We start from the raw sequence: 20471 nt of genomic DNA on the forward strand, positions 1-20471 counted from the left end.
CATCCACAAAATTTAGCAAAAATACCCTGCATCAAGGGTTAAATTAATTAAATCTATATGCTCCACCAGAGAGGAGAGCAGAGTGTTTATGAATACTTCAGCTTCTATTCCAGGTAATTCGTCTAACTTCGATTTATTGAAATTTGATTTTACAGCACCCCAACCAACCCAAGATGCCGACTTACTCAACCAGTTATCATTTATCCCAGGGTTGAAAGAAATCATCCTCCTGCGTCAAGTTCACGCCCTAGAACACGCCACTGTTTGGTTATTGAGTGAAGCCAACAGCGCCTATGCACCCCCAAGCCGACCGAGAAAAGTCCAAATAGATAACGAACTGTTAGGTGGTTTATCTACAGAACAAGGATTTTACTTGTATGGTCAAGTCAACATCAGTGACCTGCGCCGCGCCGTCACCCTCGGCTTAAATCGTCTCATCAATGGTGAATGGGATTTAGCCGTCCATCCTCGCTGTGGTACAAATGCATCAGTTGCCATGCTGTTAACAGCCGGACTAGTAGTTAGTGCAAATCTCTTACTACCATTCCGACCCATTGAACAATTAATTGGTTTAGGAATAGCCGCCACCACAGCCGCAGAACTCGCACCCGATTTAGGTTATATAGCCCAGCGCTACCTCACCACCGCCATTCCCTTTAACCTGGTAATTGAAAATATTACCCTCACTCGTGATGTTTGGGGACGACAGGGACATTTTGTGAAAGTTAGTTGGCGAGATTAATAAATTTTTTAGTCATTGCATAGCCTCAGCAATTTTGAATGTGTCAGTATACTGCTGAAATTTAAATATCCGCCCGTTTCTCAGCTTATAGACATGAGCAAACTCTGCCGTTATGGACTTACCTGTGGTTTTGTAAATGCCAGAGTATTTACCTAAAGCAATAATGGTGTCTCCAGCCTCCAGCCATTCCTCAACAAAAGCTTGCCAAGTATCCCAGTCTAACCGGAATTTGGCAAACACATCGTTTAATACTGCATCTGTCCCAATATGCCTACCACCACCGGGAAATCCCTCATTCTGTATCCATTCAATCTGAGGGTCAAAAATTTCGCGGATAGTCTTGGTATCTCGCTCTTGGAAGGCGGTGTAAAGGCGTTGAATAATTTCCAAATTGGTCATTTTAACTTTAAGATTAAAGGCTAACCGACTTATCATTACATTGAAAAATTATATGAGAAAACTTTACTTCCTAGTTCCAGGTACTTATGGTAAATTTGCCTGCGGTGGACTGTGGGCAGAACTAAAAACAGTGAAACTAGCACAGCAAGTCTGTAACGCTGATGTCGTCACTTATCGTCAAAGAGAAACAGACCAGTTATTTATTGATGATTTGCTGACAGCAGAAAATGTAGACTCAGCCATTTTTGTCATTAGCTGGGGATTTGATATAGCTAAACTAGCAGCTAAACTCAAAGGCTATCACGTTATTTATCATGCCCATAGTGCAGGTTATAAATTTCGCCTTCCTGGGAATATTCCCATTATTACAGTTAGCCGCAACACAATGGGATATTGGGGGCAGAAGTCTCCTAATTCTTTGATTTATTATTTACCTAATCAAATTAGTAACGAATTTCAAAACTTAAATATCGAGCGAAATATTGATGTTTTAGTACAAGCCCGCAAGTCTTCTGAGTATTTAATGGCAGCATTGATTCCGGCTTTGCAGCAAAAGTGTAATGTCAAATTAGTTGACTCTTATGTAGAAGATTTACCAGGGCTATTTAATCAAGCAAAGATTTATCTTTATGACTCCGCCGAATATTGGGCGCAACAGCTTGTGAGTGAAGGTTTTGGACTGCAACCAATGGAAGCGTTAGCTTGTGGCTGTCAGGTGTTTTCTAGCGTTAATGGTGGACTCTCGGATTATTTAGACCCTGGTTTTAATTGCTATAAAATTGCGGGATACTCCCAAGAGTATGATGTGCAACGGATTATGAAAGTGCTGAAATCCTCACAAACTACTTCCTTATCCGCCGAATTTTTTGCCGAGTATCGAACTGAAAATATTCTCCAGCGATTGCAGGTAATTTTAACTGAAATTAACGAATTTTTTGATCATAAAAGCAATTCTCACCCAAATATCCCGGAATTATCTCAAACTCGGATAGCTAAGTTACGCATTCAGAGCTTATATAAAAAGTTCAAACGGAAATATCTTGGGAAGACCTACTAATTGTATAGGCTTAATTATCTGATTTATACCCCATTATACCACATCCATAAAATAAAATGTATAGGGTAATGCAATTGTATTTAAATTATTTTGCTCTCCACTACAGACCCTAAGATCCTAGCTTTAGTAAAGTGCAAGGATGAGATTTATTTATCATTAAAAAGCAAATAGAAATTATTATTTGGTAATTAAGTAATGTAGATAACAGTAATTCTACATTTTACTTGATTATGCATCTAAATAGCTGTATTTATGATGTTCTTACATAAGTTATCTTTAATTTACCTCAGCAAATCCCTGTTACTAAAACTGTAACAGCCTCCAGAATTGGCTGTTCTAAATGCAATATTGAACTATCGAGACATAATTTAGTTTTAATTTTTTACAGACAGCTAAAAACGTTGGCAAACGAGGTCGGAGAATGAATCGACAGAAACTGAGTGGTGTGGAAAAAAAGTTCCTACAAAGACGTTATGGTGTGAGTCTAGGAAGACGCTACGTTTTAGCAGCAGCTAGTGTGGTTCTCTTGGGTGTATTAGGTTGTTCACAGGTGAGTGGTAGTACAAATTCTCTCACACAATCTGATCTCCCTTATTCAGAGACTCAATTGCCAAAAAAAGCATTAATTTCTGATACTAAACTTGTGGATGCTAATAATAAATTTAGCTTCAAACTGTTTTCAGAAATAGAGAAGAATCGGAGTAATCAAGATAACATTTTTATTTCCCCTTCCAGTGTAGCGATCGCACTAGCTATGGCATATAATGGAGCCAGTGGTTCTACACAACAAGCAATGGCGAAGACCCTAGAATTACAGGGAATGAGTTTACGAGAAATCAACTCAGCTTACGCCACATTAAAAGGATTACTAGAAAATCCTGATCCCGAAGTGCAAATGACCATTGCTAACTCACTATGGGTCAATGAAAAAGTGAAGTTGCAGCCGGATTTTCTGCAAAGCACCCAGGAATTTTACAAAGCACAAGTTAAGAATTTAGACTTTCAAAATCCCGCCTCTGTCAATACTATCAATAAGTGGGTTGAAGATAGTACCCAGGGCAAAATCAACAAAATAGTTGCAGAGATTCCACCAGATCAGGTATTGTTCCTGATTAATGCCATATATTTTAAAGGGCAATGGAGCAATCAGTTTAATAAATCACAAACTGCCCCACATCCTTTTACATTAATCTCAGGTGAACAGAAATCACACCCGATGATGTCGCAAACTGGGGAATATAGATACTATGAAAACGACGAGTTTCAGGCGGTGAGTTTGCCTTATGGTGAAGATGGCAAAGTGAGCTATTATATCTTTCTGCCCAAAGAGGAATCTAACCTGCAAACCTTTTATCAAAACTTGAATTTTGAGAATTGGGAAAAATGGATGTCGCAGTTTAGAAGTCATGATGGTTTGATTCGCTTACCCCGCTTTAAAACAGACTACGATATCACACTCAATGATGCTCTCCAGGCTTTAGGGATGACAGAGGCTTTTAGTAATCAAGCTAATTTTGCTGCTATGGGTACAAATCTCAAAATTAGCCAAGTAAGACATAAAACATTTGTGGAAGTCAACGAAGAAGGTACAGAAGCCGCCGCGACGACATCGGTGGGAATTGTCCCCACATCTTTTAGCCCCCAAGCAGAACCTTTCCGCATGATTGTTGACCGTCCCTTTTTCTCTGTGATTCGAGACAATCAAACAGGGAGTATTTTATTTATGGGTGCAATTACAGATCCAAAGCAGTAGTATAAAACACTTATTTCTCTCTCCCAATTAAGGTAATGTTGGTTCCGAAATACCCAAAGAATTGTTGGCTTCAGCCGTGGATGATTTTTCTGTAATCATGGGTTCAGGTTTCTCTTCCGCTTCACTATTCAAACCTGGAGGACGCAAGGCTGTTAAAGCCGTCTTGATAATTACAGCTGTGGGTACTGCGACAATTACCCCTAAAAGTCCACCAATTCTTGCCCCTGTAAGCACGGAAATTAAGATCCAAACTGGGTTTAAACCAGTAAAGTTACCTAAAATTCGGGGAGCAATTAAGTTTTCTAAGATTTGCTGGACGATGACGGCGGCGATTAACACCTTAACTCCCATAGAGAAATCTTGCAGTGCTACCAGGGAGGTAGTTAGGGTGATACCGACGGAACCACCAAAGGGAACTAGCGCCATGATGCCGATAGTTAAGCCAAATAGTAACCCGAATGGGACTTTGAGCCACAAAAATATGGGAATTAGGGCTGATGCCATACAGGTAGCTAAAATTAATTGGGTGATGAAAAAGTTTTGGAAACTCAGGCGGACTGTTTTCGAGAAGGGTTCACGAAATCTGGTGGGTAGCCATTCTACTAAACTCTGCCAAAGTTCACCGCCATGCTGCAAGAGGTAGAAAGTCAAAACCATTGTTAGGAGGAAATCTAGCAGGCTTGTGAATGTCACTACTGCTAAATTTAATACTTGTCCGGCGATCGCTTGCAATTGACTTTTGACGCGATCGTTAATTTGGACTAAAAGAGCATCCAGATTAATGGGTAAATTTAGGGTTTCTGCTTTCTGATTCAACATCATTAACTGAGAACGCCCAGAATCGATTAACTCTGGTAGTCGCGCCACCAATTGTTGGGCTTGGGTAAGGGCGAGGGGAAACAGAGTCAGACCAAGGGCTAAAAGTACCGATAGGGCTAACAAAAAGACTAAAATAGCAACTTGTTCTCGCCTAGCACCTTGACGCTCCATCCAGCTTACGGGATAGTTAAGCAGAAATGCTAGAACTGAGGCTCCCACTAAAATCACTATTAAGGAGTGAAAATAATGGAAAATTGCGGAAATAGCCCAACCATTGAGAACTAGAAGTGGGGCGCATAAGGCGATCGCACCAATGCGGGTTATGGGTGTAAATGTCTGCCACCAATTGAGTAGCTTACGTGTCTGCATCTTTAGCCGATTGCGGGATAGAACTAAATTAAATCTTTGTCTATAGCTTATTATCTCTAACTAGATGATCCTATTTCATCTCTCTCTTTTAGGATTAGGCTAACATTCATGGAAAATCTTGAACCAATGAAGAATTCCCAGTACACTCAAGAGACGGATATCTCTAAAAAACAGTTATTTTTGTATTTGATTCCCGTCATTGGCTTTTTCCCCTCCTTGTGGACTCTCTATCGCCGCAGGGGAACACGGGAACAACTAGTGGTGAGTCGTCTATCTGTTACCTTAGCGTTAACTTGGCTGTTGGGGTATTTTTTGTTAGCTACTGGGGCTGCAACTTCCGATTTTTTGACGTTGCGGATGTTAATTCTCAATAGCTTTCTCACCTCTAGCTACTTTTTAGTCAGCGTCTGGTTAATTATTCGGCTCATCCAGGGGAAATCTCACCGTTTATCAGGGTTTAGTAGTTTTGCTGAACGGGTTTTAGGGAAGTATTTGTCTTAGTTTATGCCACAAAATCCCTCGATTTGTCTTAGGCTTACTTAATTTTGGCAAAATTGCTGACCATCCTCTATTAGGCCTAGTCAAACTCACTGATTGTAGGCATACTGCAATTAATTATCTCCGGATTTGCCACAACAAAGGAGAAATCCTGCTATAAGTGTTGTGGTTATATAAGAGTAAGTAGTGAGCGCGGTTAATGAAACATTAACTTGTATCAGTTAATTGGGTTGCATATCAATTAGTCAGAAAATTTACCGAGTTTGATCAGTAAGTGTGAGGAAGTCTGTGACCAGTCAAAGAACTTCGGCGAAACAAAACCAGTTAGCGAAAGCCCTGAAATCGAAACAGAAAAAGATCCCCAAAACTAAGTCTGGACGTTGGCTGTGGTTTTGGTTGGGTATGAGTGGAATAGCAATGGTGTCAGCGACAGCAGGGGCGCTGTTAGCGGTTTCTTTGACCAGCACCCCATTACAGCAAGCACAGTTAAGTCCCCAAGATGAGGCGGTTTTTGATAGCGATCGCATTTCTGGTGCTGGGTTACGATTCTCCGAATTAACTCGCCCCGTTAATCTCTTAGTTATGGGGATGAGCGTACTTCCCTCGGATATTAACAATCCTCCCACGGAATTACAGAGTCTGGGCTATGAACCCCAAGTCAACTCTTTTGACGGTCTAGCGGATGTGATGATCTTAATCAAATTTGATCCCGCCACCAAAAGAATCGCCATGCTCTCAATTCCGCGAGACACCCGCACAGAAGTTGCTGGGTATGGAGTCAAAAAACTGAATGCGGCCAATATGGATGGTGGTCCAGCCTTAACCGCCAAAAGCGTGAGTAATCTCCTGGGGGATGTGGCTATTGATCGCTATATCCGAATTAATGTTCTGGGTGTAGGTAGACTAATTGACGCTTTAGGCGGGGTGACAGTCAACGTTCCCAAAGATTTGAAATATCAAGATGATTCCCAACACCTATATATCAATTTAAAAGCAGGTGAACAGCATCTCAATGGCGATCAAGCTTTGCAATTATTGCGTTTTCGTCATGATGAACTGGGAGATATTGGTCGGGTTCAAAGACAACAAATGGTAATCCGCGCTTTGATGGATCAAACCCTGAATCCGACAACAGTAACTCAATTACCCCAAATTCTCAATGTAGTTAAAGAAAATATCGATACTAACTTAACAGTTGAAGAATTATTAGCTCTGACTGGGTTTGGTGTCCGCACCAACCGTTCTAATATGCATATGTTCATGTTACCAGGCCGTTTTAGCCAACCAGATGAATATCAAGCTAGTTATTGGATACCCAACAGCACTGGTATTTCTAGAATGATGTCTCAACACTTTGATGTGCCATTAACTGGTGAACTACGGGAGATTAATACCCGCTCTCTACGAGTGTACATTCAAGATAGTACAGGCAGCGATCGCACAGAAATCACACACTTAGTCAAAAATTTAGAAGAATTTGGCTATCGCAAAATCCAGATATCTGTACCTTGGAATGAACCTCTACAAGTAACTAATATCATCGCCCAGCAAGGAGACCTTGAGAATGCAGAGTTAATCCGCAATGCGTTGGGATTTGGAGAAGTGCGAATCGAAAGCACTGGTATTATTGACTCTGATATTACTATCAAGTTGGGTCGGGATTGGTTACAACAAAGACCTTCCTGGTCAACAATTCGTTAAAACAAACTTCTCTCCCCATTTATTCACTACACACAGGGAGAGATAAGTTTGCAGCTATGGCACTGAGTGATAAAATGACTAAATGAACAGATTCGCAGAATCATAGATGGACTGGATTACACTACTGCGATCGCTACAATCTGACTTCGTTAAAAGGTTAAAATCCGGTTTTCTACTTCATTGTGAACAAGAAGGTCAATACAGTGAACTAACTATCATTTCTGGGCAAAGATTAAAGACGTTACGGGAATTTTGCTGGCTGATGGCGGAAAAATATAAGCGAACTTCCCCAGTCCGTAACGTTTTTATTAACAATCTTAAAGGCAAACTCGGCGAAGAAGTTGTTAAAGAACGTTTAGCCAATTTGATTACAGAAGTCGATTATGAAAGCCGATTCGGTGGTGATGGTAATACTGATTTTACTTTAAATTCCCACCCATATATTGGCGTTGAAGTCAAGTCCCGTCATGGCACTATTGATCAAGTTAGATGGTCAGTTAGTTCTCAAGAAGTTGCCAAAAATGCAGTTATAGTTTGCATTTTAATTCAAGAAGAAGTCAACGAAGCACAACCAGAATATCACCTGTTTTTAGCTGGTTTTTTACCCACACAAATGATTAAGTTAAAAACAGGAAAAATCTCTTTCGGTATCAATCAATTATTATATGGAGGTGGTTTATCTTCCTATCTAGAACAGTTAAAAAGTTCAAATAATGATCAAGATTCTCCCCAAACTCTCCCTAATATTCCCCTACAAAAAGATAATTCCCCGCCTCCTTCATTACAGAAAAGAGGCTTTTTAGTCCCCTTAAAACATCATCAAATTAATCAAGATTTAAATCTTTGGCATATAAAACTGGGTAATGATTGTTTTGCCAAAGGTGAATATCAAACAGCAATTACTCACTATCAGCAAGCATTACAAATAAAACCAGATGCTCAGATTTATTACAAACAAGGTTTAACTTATTATCAATTAGGCGATTACCCAGCCGCAATTATCAGTTTTTCCCAAGGAATCCAGTTAAATTCCCATGATAGCAAAGCATATAATCAAAGAGGTTTAGCTCGTTATCAACTAGGAAATTATCCAGAAGCCATAGAAGATTATACTCAAGCAATTAGAATTAACCCTCATATTGCTGTGGCTTATAAAAATCGGGCTGAGGCTCGTTCTTATGTTGGAGATAACCAAGGTGCAATAGAGGATTATACTCAAGCAATTAAAATTAACCCCGATTACGCCGATGCTTATAAAAACCAGGGAATTGCTCGTTATTTTATCCAATATCATCAGGGATTTTCTCAAGCAATTAAGGTTAATCCCCAGGATGCAGTTGCTTACAAAAATCGTGGTAATGCTCGTGCTGATTTAGAAGATTATCAAGGAGCAATTGCCGATTACACTCAGGCTATACAGATTAATCCCAATTATATAGATGCTTATTATAACCGTGGTAATGCTCGTTATGATTTAGGAGATTACGAAGGAGCAATTGAGGATTACACCCAGACTATTCAGATTAATTCTTATTATGCTCATGCCTATTATAACCGTGGAAATGTTTACTCTGAGCTAGGAGATAAACAGCTAGCAATTAATGATTTTCGCAAAGCAGCAGATATTTATCGCCGAGAAGGGAAATTAGATGCACTTCAAGACGCTCGCGCTAGGGTTTCAGATTTAGAAATCAGCGAATCATTAGATATGTTGAATTTTTAGGAAATTAGGGAGTGGGGAGTAAAAAAAATTTGGTGTCATACCGAAATTTTCAGCCGATAGCAGAGACTCCGCCAGAAAAAATCAAATACAAGTTTTATAGTTGCTGCCAAAATGTATGACAAAAAAATTAGGGAATTTGGCTAGATTTTGATCATTGGGAAATCGCTATTTTCGACCTTCCGTTTCCCGCAATTGCTGCTCTGTGCGTTCATAGGGTTTTGTCTTCGGTTGCCAAGAGCCAAACAAGTTGACCATAAAGTTATTCATAGCTGTACGAGTCTGGGTACTAGCTGTTCCTAAACTACCGGGTAAAACTTTATCTCCTGCTGCTACAAATACTAGAAAGCCAATGAGTATCAAAGGCATATGTCGTTTCATATCTACATTTCCTCACAAAAGTTACCGTGAAAGCTATGAGGAATTACGCTAGGTAATCCCAATCTGCAAACTGGTTCTGCATCTAGGCGATCGCCATCAAATACCCAAACTTCACTAGAATGGGAATTACCATCATAAACCACTGTTAACACCCAAGTTTTTGCTGAGTTTTGAGCATCTTGCACAGGTAAAGGCTCAGAAGGATAGCAATTTTCTGGTAAATTAGCCTCGGTGAAGGTTTCTGTCTGATGATCGAAACGCCCGAAAGTATTTACTATTTCTTGACTAATATCCGTACCCTCTCGGAATGAGGACATATAGGTATAAGGCGAAGGTTTCCCAACATTGGCTTTAGGAACGTTAGGAAATTCACAACTTCTGTCTAATAGTTCCTCAACTGATGTCACCTTAGCAGTTTCGGGTTGCAGATGAACTCGCGTCAGGGTACTTTTAGCCGGGGTATGAGTTTTTCCTGTAGCTACTTCCTGCAAATATTGATTGGTCTGAAAATCTGCATAACGAGCAAAATCTACTACCACAGAACCACTCGCATCTACATAACCATTCCCAAAATGCCATTGAAACCAAGGTTCAGTTTCTCCACGACTCACCAAACATAAGGTTTCCCGGTCGAATACCAAAATCTCAGTTCCCAATTGGGGTTTCCACTCAAAAGAATCACTATAGCTTTTGATACCTGTAAGTACGGAGATAAGATTTAACCGCAACGCTGGAATGAAAAATACCAGATATTTTCCTGCTAAAACAAAATCGTGAATTAATGAAATTCCTTGCAGTTCAACTTCACTTTTTTGAATGATTTTACCAGTGAAATCACTTTTATAAATATTCAAAATGCCATTGAGTCCGGGACTGACACCAAAGTTAAAAATTTCCCCCGTTTGCTGATCAACTTTAGGATGAGCCGAATAGCTTGCTCCCTGATTCAAACCATCTAAATTATCCAAACCCCTGGTTTCTAAGGTCTGAAGGTCAAGGGAATGAGGATTCCCACCTTCCCAAAGTGCCAAAAGCCTGTCAGGTAATGCTAGGACTGAAGTATTAGCTACATTCTTCATGGGTTTCAGCCATTGATTCCAAATGGGTCCCGGTGCAGTCATGCCATAATTACCGTAAAGCAGTTTCCCGGCTGCGGTTTCGGCTTGATACCCAGCAGTTTGCACATAACGATAAACTCCGGTAGCACCAGCATCGGTAAAATGAACCGCCAAAATTGCGCCATCACCATCAAACCAGTGTCCGACATGAATACCGCCACGTTCTAAGCGTCCTGGACCATTGCGGTACAGTGTCCCGCGTAAGCCTTCGGGGACTTGACCAGAGAGGATGGGTAATGGGGTGGGGGGAAATTCCTTTGCTGGTTGAGCGATCGCACCTGACCAAGTTTTATGAGTTAATGGTGGAGTAGTTTTAGTCATATTGATTCAAAAATGAGTAGAGAAAGGTGAGTCAATACTAAAAAAGTTCCGCAGTTCTACAAGTAACGATATATTTTTAAAATCTAACCCCGACAAAATCACTGTTTTTTACTAAATCTATGAAGCCTTATTTAGCCGCCGCTATTCAAATGACCAGTGTATCTAATTTACACAAAAACTTAGTCCAAGCGGAAGAACTAATTGATCTCGCTGTGCGTCGAGGTGCGGAATTAGTGGGCTTACCAGAAAACTTTTCTTTTATGGGAGCAGAGCAAGATAAACTCGCACAAGCAGAGGAGATTTGCCGGGAATCTACCCAATTTCTCAAAAAAATGGCGCAGCGCTACCAAGTTACTATTTTGGGCGGTAGCTTTCCCGTTCCTGTAGACAATACAGGTAAAGTTTATAACACAACAATTCTCATTGACCCTAGTGGTGAAGAACTCTCCCGCTACTATAAAGTACACTTATTTGATGTTAACGTCCCCGACGGCAACACCTACAGAGAATCTAGCACTGTTGTGGCTGGTGAGGAACTCCCCTCGGTCTATTTCTCAGAAAATCTCGGCAATATAGGACTTTCTGTGTGCTATGATGTCCGCTTTCCCGAATTATACCGATATCTCTCAGAGAAAGGCGCAGATGTGATGTTTGTACCTGCGGCCTTCACGGCTTTTACTGGCAAAGACCACTGGCAAGTATTGTTACAAGCGAGAGCCATTGAAAATACTGCCTATGTGATTGCACCTGCTCAAACTGGCAATAACTACGACCGTCGCTACACCCACGGACACGCTGTGATTATAGACCCCTGGGGGATGATTTTAGCTGATGCTGGGGAAGAACCGGGAATTGCGATCGCAGAAATCAAACCTTCCCGCTTACAACAAGTCCGCCGACAAATGCCATCCCTAGAACATCGAGTATTCTAAGTAATTAGAAAAGTGCAGGTAGTAGCTTTCGCCGCGCCTGCATCAAAAAATATTGGTTAAAATTATCTGCATTAACCAATCCGCTAACTTTTTTTATCCCCAAAACAGCGTCAACTTATAAACTTTCCTTACACAAATACTCTACGCCATTGATCTGATATGGTCATTCCTCTAGACTATTATTTTGACACAGGTATTGTTAAAGAAGAGTGGAACATCCGAGCTTGCATTGATAATTCATGTTCTTGATACCAACTAAAAGCATGATCTGCAATTATTTGTCCCTCTGATAACTTCATCCTGGACTCATATTTGTCCGCTAGCCAGTAATGTTTACCAGCTTTCAAACCATCTCCATCTTTACCTGCATACCATACCCCTATAGGTAATAATCGGTGAGAACAATAAGCCGCAAAAATCCCAGATTTTGTCAAATATTCACTAGGATAATTCAAAAACCCCACTACAGAATTGGCGAGTAAATTACTAACTTCTTCAGCAGATTTAATTCCCCAACAAGTAACAGGAATACCATTAATCGGCTGAATCTGAAAATTGAGAGGAGAACCAATATCAAAAATTTCCTCAATTTCTAACTCTTGACAAGTCCTCTGTAGCGCTAAAAAAGACTGCTGATAAACACGAGAACGTGGACCAATACCACCAAACACTACTAAACGGCGATTTCGTTCTGACAAAGGAGTGAGATTTTTTGGCTCACCAACATTAGAAAATACTGGTAAAGTGGGAATATCAAAATGCTTGCCTTGACTAAATTTTTTGATAATCTCAGCATATCCTTCTTTGCTAGTCAGACAGCGATCGCTCAACTGAATTAAACGAGCCGCTAAACTTCTTTGTAGTGGTGAAGTCCAAAATTGGCTAGTCCAAATTGCTCCAAAAGCATAGATTTCGTGAAACATAATGATCAGCCGATGGTCATTTCTCGACTTTCGCCACTGTTCTAAAGCTTCCACTAACCAAATCGGACAACCCCGCCGAGCATAACCATAACCCACATAATGCAACAGCACTGTTGTACTTGATTTTCCTGTACTTAATAACTTTAATAAATTCTGGCTTGATTGTTCCTGAATCTGCTCCACTGCAAACCCCTCCACCACAGTTTCACCAGACCAGAGAGGATCACCAATCACAAAATTTGTGATCACGCCAAAATCCTGACGCATTTGTTTAGCTAAATTTAAGCCATAATCTCCAACTCCATCCACAGCAGGGGGTAGACGAGGAACAATAGCAGTAATTTCCATAGGATTTTTATGATAGTTGACTTTAGTATTTAATACTGATAGGACTTACGCAAAGACTCTCTAAAACCCTCTTCACTTCGTGTCCTTTGTGTCCTTTGCGGTTCGTTTCTTCATAATTTTGCGTAAGTCCTGACTGAAAATAAAATTGTATAATAAAATTCTCTAATCTCTTTGCTAGCGATGAAAATTTAGGATGTATGCCTAAGACTAGAAAACTTCTTTCCATTGGCCATTCCTATGTAGTCAGCCTCAACCGCCGATTAGTTAATGAAATAGCTCGTTTGGGACAGGATGAATGGGAAGTCACATCTGTTGCGCCTACATATATGCGTGGAGATTTAAGACCCATAGAACTAGAAACTGATCCTCAGGAAATTTGTCGGTTAGAAGGAGTACCAGTACATAATAGCGATCGCATTCACATCATGACCTATGGTTGGCGACTGCGCGAAATTATGCAGCAAAGCTGGGACCTAGTACATTGTTGGGAAGAACCATACATCTTTGCCGGCGGACAAGTTGCGTGGTGGACGACAGACAAAACACCACTGGTTTACTCCACATTTCAAAACAAAACCAAGCAATATCCCATCCCATTTAAATGGATTGAGCAATATGCCATCAACAAGTCTACCGGATGGATTGCCTTTGGACAAACTGTCACCGAAGCCTTAAAATCTCGTCCAGGCTATTCACGTCCCATGCGCATCATTACCCCCGGTGTAGATATCAACCATTTCTACCCCTCAATTGATGCCAAACATCAAATTCTTCACCAGTTAGGTTGGGAACCACAAAGAACACCAGTCATCGGCTACTTAGGCCGCTTTGTTCCCGAAAAAGGATTAGACCTACTCATGAACGTTTTAGATAGTTTAGAAACTCCCTGGCGAGCCTTATTTGTCGGCACTGGAATCATGGAATCATCATTACGAACTTGGGCAAAGCGTTATCCTCAACAAATCAGAATTTGCACAGACGTTAAACATCATCAAGTTCCTCAATATCTCAATGCTATGGATATGCTAGTTGCGCCCAGTCAAACCGTCTCCAACTGGCAAGAACAGTTTGGCAGAATGCTCATTGAAGCCTTTGCTTGTGGTGTTCCCGTCATTGGTAGCGACAGTGGCGAAATTCCCCATGTAATTCAAAATGCCGGCATAGTAGTTGGCGAAAAAGATCAACAAGGATGGGTAACAGCCATTTCCGAATTACTCAATAGTCCATCCCAAAGGCAAGAAATCGCCGCCAAAGGATTAGAAAGAGTACAGCAAAATTACACTTGGTCATCTGTCGCTCGGCAGCATTTAGCGTTTTTTACCGAACTTCTAGATAATTAAACTTATCGGAAAACAGCTATGTCTAATTCACCAGCTTATTTTTTTCGTTTTTTACCCTACTATTAGATATAAATAGAGTTTTCCACATATTCTTAATCAACATACCAAAATTCGGATAAAAATCAATTGCGACTTGCTATTATCTGCGATTACCCCGAAGAAAACTGGCCTAGCATGGACTTATGCGCTCAGATGTTAATCAAACACCTGCAAGCCGAACAATCCGCATCTATTCAAGCTATTCAAGTTTGTCCCACATTTAACAGCCGTTTCCAGCAAATTCCGAACATTAGTAAAAAGCACTTTGCTTACAACGCAGACCGCCTGATTAACCGATTTTGGGACTATCCCCAATATCTCAAAACCAGACTCACAGAATTTGATTTTTATCACATTTCAGACCATTCCTACGCCCAAATAGCCCATGTATTACCACCAGAACGTACAGGAATATACTGTCACGATATTGATGCCTTTCGCTCCCTCCTAGAACCAGAAAAAGAGCCTCGTCCACCCTGGTATCAAGCCATGTCTCGCAGAGTTTTGCGTGGCTTACAGTCCTGCGCCGTTGTCTTTTATTCCACAGCAGAAGTCAGAAAGCAAATTGAACATTATCAACTCGTAGAACCATCACGGCTAGTTCATGCGCCCTATGGTATCGCCTCAGAATTTAGCATCACCGCTCAACCTGATATACTTGCCCACATACCTGAAGCACCTTTTCTGCTCCATGTTGGTAGCTGCATTCCCCGGAAACGCATAGATATTTTATTAGCAGTTTTTGCTCAACTAAAAGCTATTCATCCAGAATTACGCCTTGTGAAAGTGGGCGGTGAGTGGACACCAACCCAAAAAGAGCAAATTACACGATTGAATATTAGTGATGCCATCATTCATCTCCAAGGTTTGCAACGCTCAACCATCGCCACCCTTTACCAACAAGCCTCAGCAGTGTTATTAACAAGTGAAGCCGAAGGTTTTGGATTACCAGTAATTGAAGCCTTAGCTTGTGGGAGTATAGTAATTACCAGTGATATTCCTGTACTGCGTGAAGTCGGTGGAGCAGCTGTTATATATTGTCCCATAGCCGATATATCAACCTGGGTGCAGACAATAGACCAACTACTAGTAAACCCCAATTGCGCCCCCAAAATGAATCTGCGTCTTGCTCAAGCTCAAAAATATTCTTGGTCTAACCATGCTCAGATTATCGCAAAATCTTATTTGCAACTAATTGGTGATTAACAGTGCATGAAAATTTTATTTATTAATCCAGTCGGAGTAATTGGTGGTGCTGAAAGAGTCTTATTAACTATCTTTTCCGCCATCTCAAACCAAAAAAAGGACATAGACATACACCTAATTGTCGGCACAGATGGACAATTGGTAGAACAGGCTAAAAAGTTAGGAGTGCAAGTACAAATACTCCCATTTCCAGAATCAATCAACCAATTAGGTGATAGTGCATTTAAAGATACAAATCGCATATTAGCAACATTAATACTGTTATTAAAAATCATCACAATATTACCTAGTATTGGTAAATATATTGGAAACCTTCAGCAACTAGTCCGCCATATCAACCCAGACTTAATTCATTCTAACGGTATTAAAAGTCATTTACTTCTAGCATTACTTAGAGTCAAGTCCATACCTATTGTTTGGCACATCCATGATTTCTACAGCTCCAGACCATTAATAGGAAATGTTTTAAAATGGATTAGCCCCAGCGCCAAATTAGGAATTGCTATTTCCCAAACAGTTGCTGAAGATGCAAAAAAAACATTACCTAGTTTACCTATACAATTAATCTATAATACTGTTGATATTAATTACTTCTGTCCTAGTTTATCCCCAATTGTAAATTCTCATTTACCTTTACAAATAGGGTTAGTTGCCACCTTTGCACGTTGGAAAGGTCATGATATTTTTATCCTAGCAGCAGCCCACGTTCTCAAAACACGACCTGATTTAAATCTTCGCTTTTGTATTGTTGGTGAACCCATTTATAAAACGCGTGGTTCGCAATTTTCCCAGCAGGAATTAAAAGACAAAGCCTCATCTCTCGACATAGCAGATAAAATTAATTTCGAGGGTTTTCAGCAAGATATAGTCAAAATTTACCACAAGTTAGATATTATTATACATGCTAGTACTCAACCAGAACCATTTGGCTTAGTAATAGTCGAAGCAATGGCTTGTAGCAAACCAGTGGTTGTATCTCAAGCTGGCGGTGCATCTGAATTATTTACTCATAACTATGATGCAGTTGGTGTTCCTCCCAGCGATGCTATAGCCTTAGCAGCAGCCATCTTAGATTTAATCGACAACCCCGAAAAACGCCAACTTATCTCAGAAAACGCCAGAAATACAGCTACAAAACGTTTCAATTCCCAGAATTTAGCACAGCAAATTCTTACCGTTTATAACTTAGTCTTAAGCAGCAAGTAATATACGTGCAGCAGTTTTATTCAAAGAAATAAAGTATGTCACCGTCAAACTGACAAAAAATATTATCCCAGAGGATAGTATTAACATCAATGGAGATAATTGAATATTTCCGAATTGTGGATATATTTTAACTATAATTGGCAAGAAGCCCGCAGTAATCAAAGCATGAAATAGATAGATACCAAAACTAAAATAACCCAACTTTTTAGCAATTAAGCTAAGTATAGCATTAGTAGAAATTAGTCCAGATACTAAAATAGCATAAATCAATGTTATGTATGGTAATAAAAAATAAGCTATTTCTAAATTAGATAACATAAATATTCCAAAAAATATCGGTAACAAAAACAATAAGATTAATTGATTATGGAAAATTTTATGGCTATTAGAGAAATAATCATGCATTTTTTGAAAAATAGGAAAATCATTAATGATGAAGCTAAATATTATATATGGCGTACACCTAATTATCCACGCTAATATGACTAATATAACTCTTATTAATTGAAAAATACCAAAATTAGTCAAGACGGATATATCAATGAGATTTTGAAATGCCAATCCTTCTCCTAATACAAAATCATTACCAGTCTCAACTATTAAATCAAATAGCCAGATACTCAGGAAGAAACATAATATAACCAATAAATTATTTTTAATTTTTGCCAAGAATGTTGTAATCGGAATTGCAGCTAAAACACCACAAAACAACATAGGTAAGAAATATAATTGCAAAGAGGAACTCCCGAAAAATATCAGATTAATCGGGTCAGCAATTAATTTATTAAAAGAATCTTTATTACCTATTAGTGAACCTAATAATCTAGCTAAAAAGTAGATTAGACTCCATGCAAAATATGGAATTATAATTCTCTTAGTTCGATTGATAATGTAGGTTTTTCTGTCTTGTGATAACAGTGATTTCCTACTTAAATACAATGAAGTAGCCAAAAAAAAAGGAACACAAAAAGCTAGAAAAAAATTAGTAACAATTAGTGAATTTTCATCCCTAGACATATCTCCAAGTCCATGAATGAGAACTACCCCATAAGCAGCTATACCTCTAAAAATGTCAATTCCTAATAACTTTTTATTTTGGCTACTATTTACAAGCATCCTTTTAATATTACATCTCACTACTACCATAGTAGTCATAATACTGCTGTTTGACATTTATACCATTCATCGCCACACCTAAAACATTTTGGTTGGATTTTTCTAACAAATCTTTAACAATAGCGATAGTACTAGTATTAACTACTCCTGCGCGTAGTACAAACAAAATTCCATTAGCAAGCTTACCAAAAATAGTTGCATCAGCAGCAACTGTCAATGGTGGTGTATCTATAACAACGAAATCATAGATTTTGGCAGCTTGTCCCACAAATACAGCCATTTGACTCGAATTAATCAGTGCCGATGGGTTATTGGTTGGTTTACCAGCAGTTATAAGTTGGAAATTAGGCGTAATTTCCTTGACCGCACTTTCTAAATTTAACTGATCTCGGATGATATTGCTTAAACCAACCTCATTATCCACTTCCCAGATTTTATCTTGAGTAGGACGGCGCAAATCTCCATCAACTAACAATACTTTGCTTCCTATTTGTGATATTGCAAAAGCTAAGTTAGCAGCAATTGTCGATTTACCTTCTTTGGGGATAGAACTTGATACAACAATGACTTTGATAGATTGTTCAGAATTAAAATATTTCAAATTAGTTTGCAATATCCGAAAAGATTCACTCACAGGAGATTCAGGTTCGTTTCTCATAATTACCCCTGTACCATCGCTACCATTATTAAATAATGGAATATGAGCTAGTAGGTTATACCCTAGTAATTCTTGAGCAGATTGAGTGGTTTTGATAGTTTGGTCCATTTTTTCCAAAACAAAGGCCGTAGCCCCACCCAGTACCAGCCCACCAATCAATCCTTGCAGTAAATTAATATACTGTCTGCTTCTCATCGGTATAGCGGGAATAAATGCAGGTGTAATCACCCTAGCATTGCTGACCTGCATATTTTCTGATATTTGCAGTTCCTGATTTCTAGCCAGAAGTTCTTGATAGCTAAAATCAGTAGCTTTTATTTCCCGTTCTAACTCCCGTTGCTCCAATTCTAACTGTGGTATTGATTCAGATCTCTGCTTATAAGATTGAACTATTTCCTCTAAAGCTTTCAACCGTACCTGCAAAACCAGACGTTCAGCTTCAGCCGTAGAGTAATTACCGAGAAGGCTTTCTTGTGTACCTCCAGCACGCAGTCTAACCACATCATCGGCTTCATTTATGCGATTTAATTGCCCTACTTGACCAATAAAACTTTTTCGGATGCCTTGTTCAACTTCCTGTTTCAGAACAAGTTCCTGTTCCTTAAGATTAATTATTGTCGGGTGGGAATCTGTTAAACGTAGCCTGAGTATTTCCAGTTCTTGTTGTGTCTCTTGTAGACGTTGTGTAACTGGGCTGACACTAGGAGACTCAGCTACAAAACCAGCAATTACACCCTGTTGTGGAGTCACGCCAAACAATTGCTTAATTGATTCTATCCTTGCTGTTTGTACAGATAGCTCTGATGTAGTTTCCTCAATTAGCCTATTCAACTCCGTAATAGTACTAACAGTGGATGCTGCTTCTGCTCCCAAATCTAATATCTGATTCCGAAGTTTGAAATTTTGCAATTTTTTTTCAGCAAACTGTAATGCCAATTTTCTTTTTGGCAACTCCTGAACAATAAATTCCCTGGCAGACTTAGTTTGAGCGCGATTCGCATCGATATCATTATCTATATAAACTTTGATTAAAGAATTAACAATATTAGCTGCTCTTCTAGGATCTGTACTTGTATAAGAAATTTCTAATATATCTGTATTTTCAAGATTCCTGACCTCTAGGTCTTTTAGAAACACGAAGGGGTTTAAGTTTAGTGAAAGACTACTTATAGTTTTTTCAGCTAGAGGTAGAGAACGTAGAATAGCAACCTCAGTTCCCAATGGTCTACCTGTTACTGAACCTTCTAGTTGTCCTAATTGGCTACCAACTCCTGTGAGTGAAGAGGTCGAGTTCTTTTTCAGCACTAGCTGACCTGATGCTCGATAAATAGGTGTTTCTCGTACAGTTCTGACGACACTCAATGTCATAACTGCTAAGAAAACTATAGAAACAGGCAACCAGTGACGTTTCAGGATGATCCAGTAGCGTAAGTATTCTTCCATATCTCGAGTATAGAATTTCAATGCAGGTTTCGTACTTTATGATACTACAACATTTATACATTTCGTTTCATACTGGCAGATATGATTGTTCTCTCAGTTTTTATCCACAGGATAACTGTGTTCAATCACGCTCCAGATTTTTTCTTTAGTAAAAATCCGCCAGTAGTCATGAGTCAGTTGTGCGAGTAGGTAGTGGCGCAAAAAAGCAACCTTTTTCAGCAAATTTTCGGGTTTTCGTTCTAGATTACTTATAGATGCAAAATATTTAACCCAAAAGTCTGGAAATAACGAATCATTACATTAATCGTGTATAAAATTCTGAAAATGCTGTATCCTTTCTTAAGTCTATGTCAATGCCAATTAAATTACAACGGAGGACTAG

Annotated in this window: 17 protein-coding genes; 10 read left to right on the plus strand and 7 right to left on the minus strand. The window is 39.4% G+C overall.

Annotated features, from left to right (window positions below):
• Window positions 1–88 precede the first annotated feature (88 nt).
• Window positions 89–742: a DUF6391 domain-containing protein gene (locus tag VB620_RS07775; RefSeq protein WP_323195567.1), complete on the plus strand. Its 654-nt coding sequence runs from the start codon at window positions 89–91 to the stop codon at window positions 740–742.
• Window positions 743–754: 12 nt separating this feature from the next.
• Here VB620_RS07775 and VB620_RS07780 read toward each other — a convergent pair whose 3' ends face one another.
• Window positions 755–1141, minus strand: coding sequence for a nuclear transport factor 2 family protein (locus VB620_RS07780; protein WP_323195568.1), 387 nt, complete (start codon window positions 1139–1141; stop codon window positions 755–757).
• A gap of 52 nt (window positions 1142–1193) precedes the next feature.
• Between VB620_RS07780 and VB620_RS07785 the strand changes: the two genes are divergently transcribed.
• The gene (locus VB620_RS07785; protein WP_323195569.1) at window positions 1194–2198 is read left to right on the plus strand and encodes a glycosyltransferase; all 1005 of its coding nucleotides are present in this window, start codon (window positions 1194–1196) and stop codon (window positions 2196–2198) included.
• Between the two features lie 421 nt (window positions 2199–2619).
• Window positions 2620–3951: a serpin family protein gene (locus VB620_RS07790; protein WP_323195570.1), complete on the plus strand. Its 1332-nt coding sequence runs from the start codon at window positions 2620–2622 to the stop codon at window positions 3949–3951.
• A 27-nt stretch (window positions 3952–3978) separates the two neighbouring features.
• Here VB620_RS07790 and VB620_RS07795 read toward each other — a convergent pair whose 3' ends face one another.
• Complete coding sequence (locus VB620_RS07795) at window positions 3979–5139, minus strand: AI-2E family transporter (RefSeq protein WP_323195571.1); 1161 nt, start codon at window positions 5137–5139, stop codon at window positions 3979–3981.
• A 108-nt stretch (window positions 5140–5247) separates the two neighbouring features.
• Here VB620_RS07795 and VB620_RS07800 point away from each other — a divergent pair, with 108 nt between their 5' ends.
• The 3 genes from VB620_RS07800 (at window position 5248) to VB620_RS07810 (ending at window position 9061) form a co-directional block, all read left to right on the plus strand.
• Window positions 5248–5640, plus strand: a complete 393-nt coding sequence (locus VB620_RS07800; protein ID WP_323195572.1) for a hypothetical protein — start codon at window positions 5248–5250, stop codon at window positions 5638–5640.
• Window positions 5641–5925: 285 nt separating this feature from the next.
• Window positions 5926–7338, plus strand: a complete 1413-nt coding sequence (locus tag VB620_RS07805) for an LCP family protein (protein WP_323195573.1) — start codon at window positions 5926–5928, stop codon at window positions 7336–7338.
• 106 nt (window positions 7339–7444) lie between these two features.
• Entirely contained in the window at window positions 7445–9061 is a 1617-nt protein-coding gene (locus VB620_RS07810; protein WP_323195574.1) for a tetratricopeptide repeat protein, read from the plus strand.
• A gap of 165 nt (window positions 9062–9226) precedes the next feature.
• On the opposite strand, the gene VB620_RS07815 is transcribed toward VB620_RS07810, so the two are convergent.
• Both VB620_RS07815 and VB620_RS07820 read right to left on the minus strand, forming a co-directional pair.
• On the minus strand, window positions 9227–9439 hold the full coding sequence (locus VB620_RS07815; RefSeq protein WP_323195575.1) for a hypothetical protein: 213 nt from the start codon (window positions 9437–9439) through the stop codon (window positions 9227–9229).
• Window positions 9440–9441: 2 nt separating this feature from the next.
• The gene (locus VB620_RS07820) at window positions 9442–10878 is read right to left on the minus strand and encodes a carotenoid oxygenase family protein (RefSeq protein ID WP_323195576.1); all 1437 of its coding nucleotides are present in this window, start codon (window positions 10876–10878) and stop codon (window positions 9442–9444) included.
• 119 nt (window positions 10879–10997) lie between these two features.
• On the opposite strand from VB620_RS07820, the gene VB620_RS07825 reads away from it, so the two are divergent.
• Window positions 10998–11810 (plus strand): carbon-nitrogen hydrolase family protein, encoded by an 813-nt coding sequence (locus VB620_RS07825; protein WP_323195577.1) that lies wholly within the window; start codon window positions 10998–11000, stop codon window positions 11808–11810.
• Between the two features lie 179 nt (window positions 11811–11989).
• Here VB620_RS07825 and VB620_RS07830 read toward each other — a convergent pair whose 3' ends face one another.
• Window positions 11990–13081 (minus strand): glycosyltransferase family 1 protein, encoded by a 1092-nt coding sequence (locus tag VB620_RS07830; protein WP_323195578.1) that lies wholly within the window; start codon window positions 13079–13081, stop codon window positions 11990–11992.
• Window positions 13082–13278: 197 nt separating this feature from the next.
• Between VB620_RS07830 and VB620_RS07835 the strand changes: the two genes are divergently transcribed.
• The 3 genes from VB620_RS07835 (at window position 13279) to VB620_RS07845 (ending at window position 16872) form a co-directional block, all read left to right on the plus strand.
• The gene (locus VB620_RS07835; RefSeq protein ID WP_323195579.1) at window positions 13279–14421 is read left to right on the plus strand and encodes a glycosyltransferase family 4 protein; all 1143 of its coding nucleotides are present in this window, start codon (window positions 13279–13281) and stop codon (window positions 14419–14421) included.
• Between the two features lie 126 nt (window positions 14422–14547).
• Window positions 14548–15666 carry a glycosyltransferase gene (locus VB620_RS07840; protein WP_323195580.1) on the plus strand — a complete coding sequence of 373 codons (1119 nt, stop codon included), beginning with the start codon at window positions 14548–14550 and terminating at the stop codon, window positions 15664–15666.
• Between the two features lie 6 nt (window positions 15667–15672).
• Window positions 15673–16872: a glycosyltransferase family 4 protein gene (locus tag VB620_RS07845; RefSeq protein ID WP_323195581.1), complete on the plus strand. Its 1200-nt coding sequence runs from the start codon at window positions 15673–15675 to the stop codon at window positions 16870–16872.
• On the opposite strand, the gene VB620_RS07850 is transcribed toward VB620_RS07845, so the two are convergent.
• The gene (locus VB620_RS07850) at window positions 16858–18027 is read right to left on the minus strand and encodes an acyltransferase (RefSeq protein ID WP_323195582.1); all 1170 of its coding nucleotides are present in this window, start codon (window positions 18025–18027) and stop codon (window positions 16858–16860) included. The genes VB620_RS07845 and VB620_RS07850 overlap by 15 nt on opposite strands.
• A complete protein-coding gene (locus tag VB620_RS07855; RefSeq protein WP_323195583.1) occupies window positions 17999–20089 on the minus strand; it encodes a GumC family protein in 2091 nt (696 codons plus the stop codon). Before VB620_RS07855 ends, VB620_RS07850 begins: the two co-directional genes overlap by 29 nt.
• Between the last annotated feature and the right edge of the window lie 382 nt (window positions 20090–20471).

The sequence above is a fragment of the Nodularia harveyana UHCC-0300 genome (assembly GCF_034931085.1).
GTDB classification, from domain to species: domain Bacteria; phylum Cyanobacteriota; class Cyanobacteriia; order Cyanobacteriales; family Nostocaceae; genus Nodularia; species Nodularia harveyana.

What these genes read in the sequence shown, in the direction of transcription:
- VB620_RS07775 (WP_323195567.1), top strand. Translation starts at nt 89, where the DNA reads ATGAATACTTCAGCTTCTATTCCAGGTAATTCGTCTAACTTCGATTTA.
- VB620_RS07780 (WP_323195568.1), bottom strand. Translation starts at nt 1,141, where the DNA reads ATGACCAATTTGGAAATTATTCAACGCCTTTACACCGCCTTCCAAGAG.
- VB620_RS07785 (WP_323195569.1), top strand. Translation starts at nt 1,194, where the DNA reads ATGAGAAAACTTTACTTCCTAGTTCCAGGTACTTATGGTAAATTTGCC.
- VB620_RS07790 (WP_323195570.1), top strand. Translation starts at nt 2,620, where the DNA reads ATGAATCGACAGAAACTGAGTGGTGTGGAAAAAAAGTTCCTACAAAGA.
- VB620_RS07795 (WP_323195571.1), bottom strand. Translation starts at nt 5,139, where the DNA reads ATGCAGACACGTAAGCTACTCAATTGGTGGCAGACATTTACACCCATA.
- VB620_RS07800 (WP_323195572.1), top strand. Translation starts at nt 5,248, where the DNA reads ATGGAAAATCTTGAACCAATGAAGAATTCCCAGTACACTCAAGAGACG.
- VB620_RS07810 (WP_323195574.1), top strand. Translation starts at nt 7,445, where the DNA reads ATGGACTGGATTACACTACTGCGATCGCTACAATCTGACTTCGTTAAA.
- VB620_RS07815 (WP_323195575.1), bottom strand. Translation starts at nt 9,439, where the DNA reads ATGAAACGACATATGCCTTTGATACTCATTGGCTTTCTAGTATTTGTA.
- VB620_RS07820 (WP_323195576.1), bottom strand. Translation starts at nt 10,878, where the DNA reads ATGACTAAAACTACTCCACCATTAACTCATAAAACTTGGTCAGGTGCG.
- VB620_RS07825 (WP_323195577.1), top strand. Translation starts at nt 10,998, where the DNA reads ATGAAGCCTTATTTAGCCGCCGCTATTCAAATGACCAGTGTATCTAAT.
- VB620_RS07830 (WP_323195578.1), bottom strand. Translation starts at nt 13,081, where the DNA reads ATGGAAATTACTGCTATTGTTCCTCGTCTACCCCCTGCTGTGGATGGA.
- VB620_RS07835 (WP_323195579.1), top strand. Translation starts at nt 13,279, where the DNA reads ATGCCTAAGACTAGAAAACTTCTTTCCATTGGCCATTCCTATGTAGTC.
- VB620_RS07845 (WP_323195581.1), top strand. Translation starts at nt 15,673, where the DNA reads ATGAAAATTTTATTTATTAATCCAGTCGGAGTAATTGGTGGTGCTGAA.
- VB620_RS07850 (WP_323195582.1), bottom strand. Translation starts at nt 18,027, where the DNA reads ATGACTACTATGGTAGTAGTGAGATGTAATATTAAAAGGATGCTTGTA.
- VB620_RS07855 (WP_323195583.1), bottom strand. Translation starts at nt 20,089, where the DNA reads ATGGAAGAATACTTACGCTACTGGATCATCCTGAAACGTCACTGGTTG.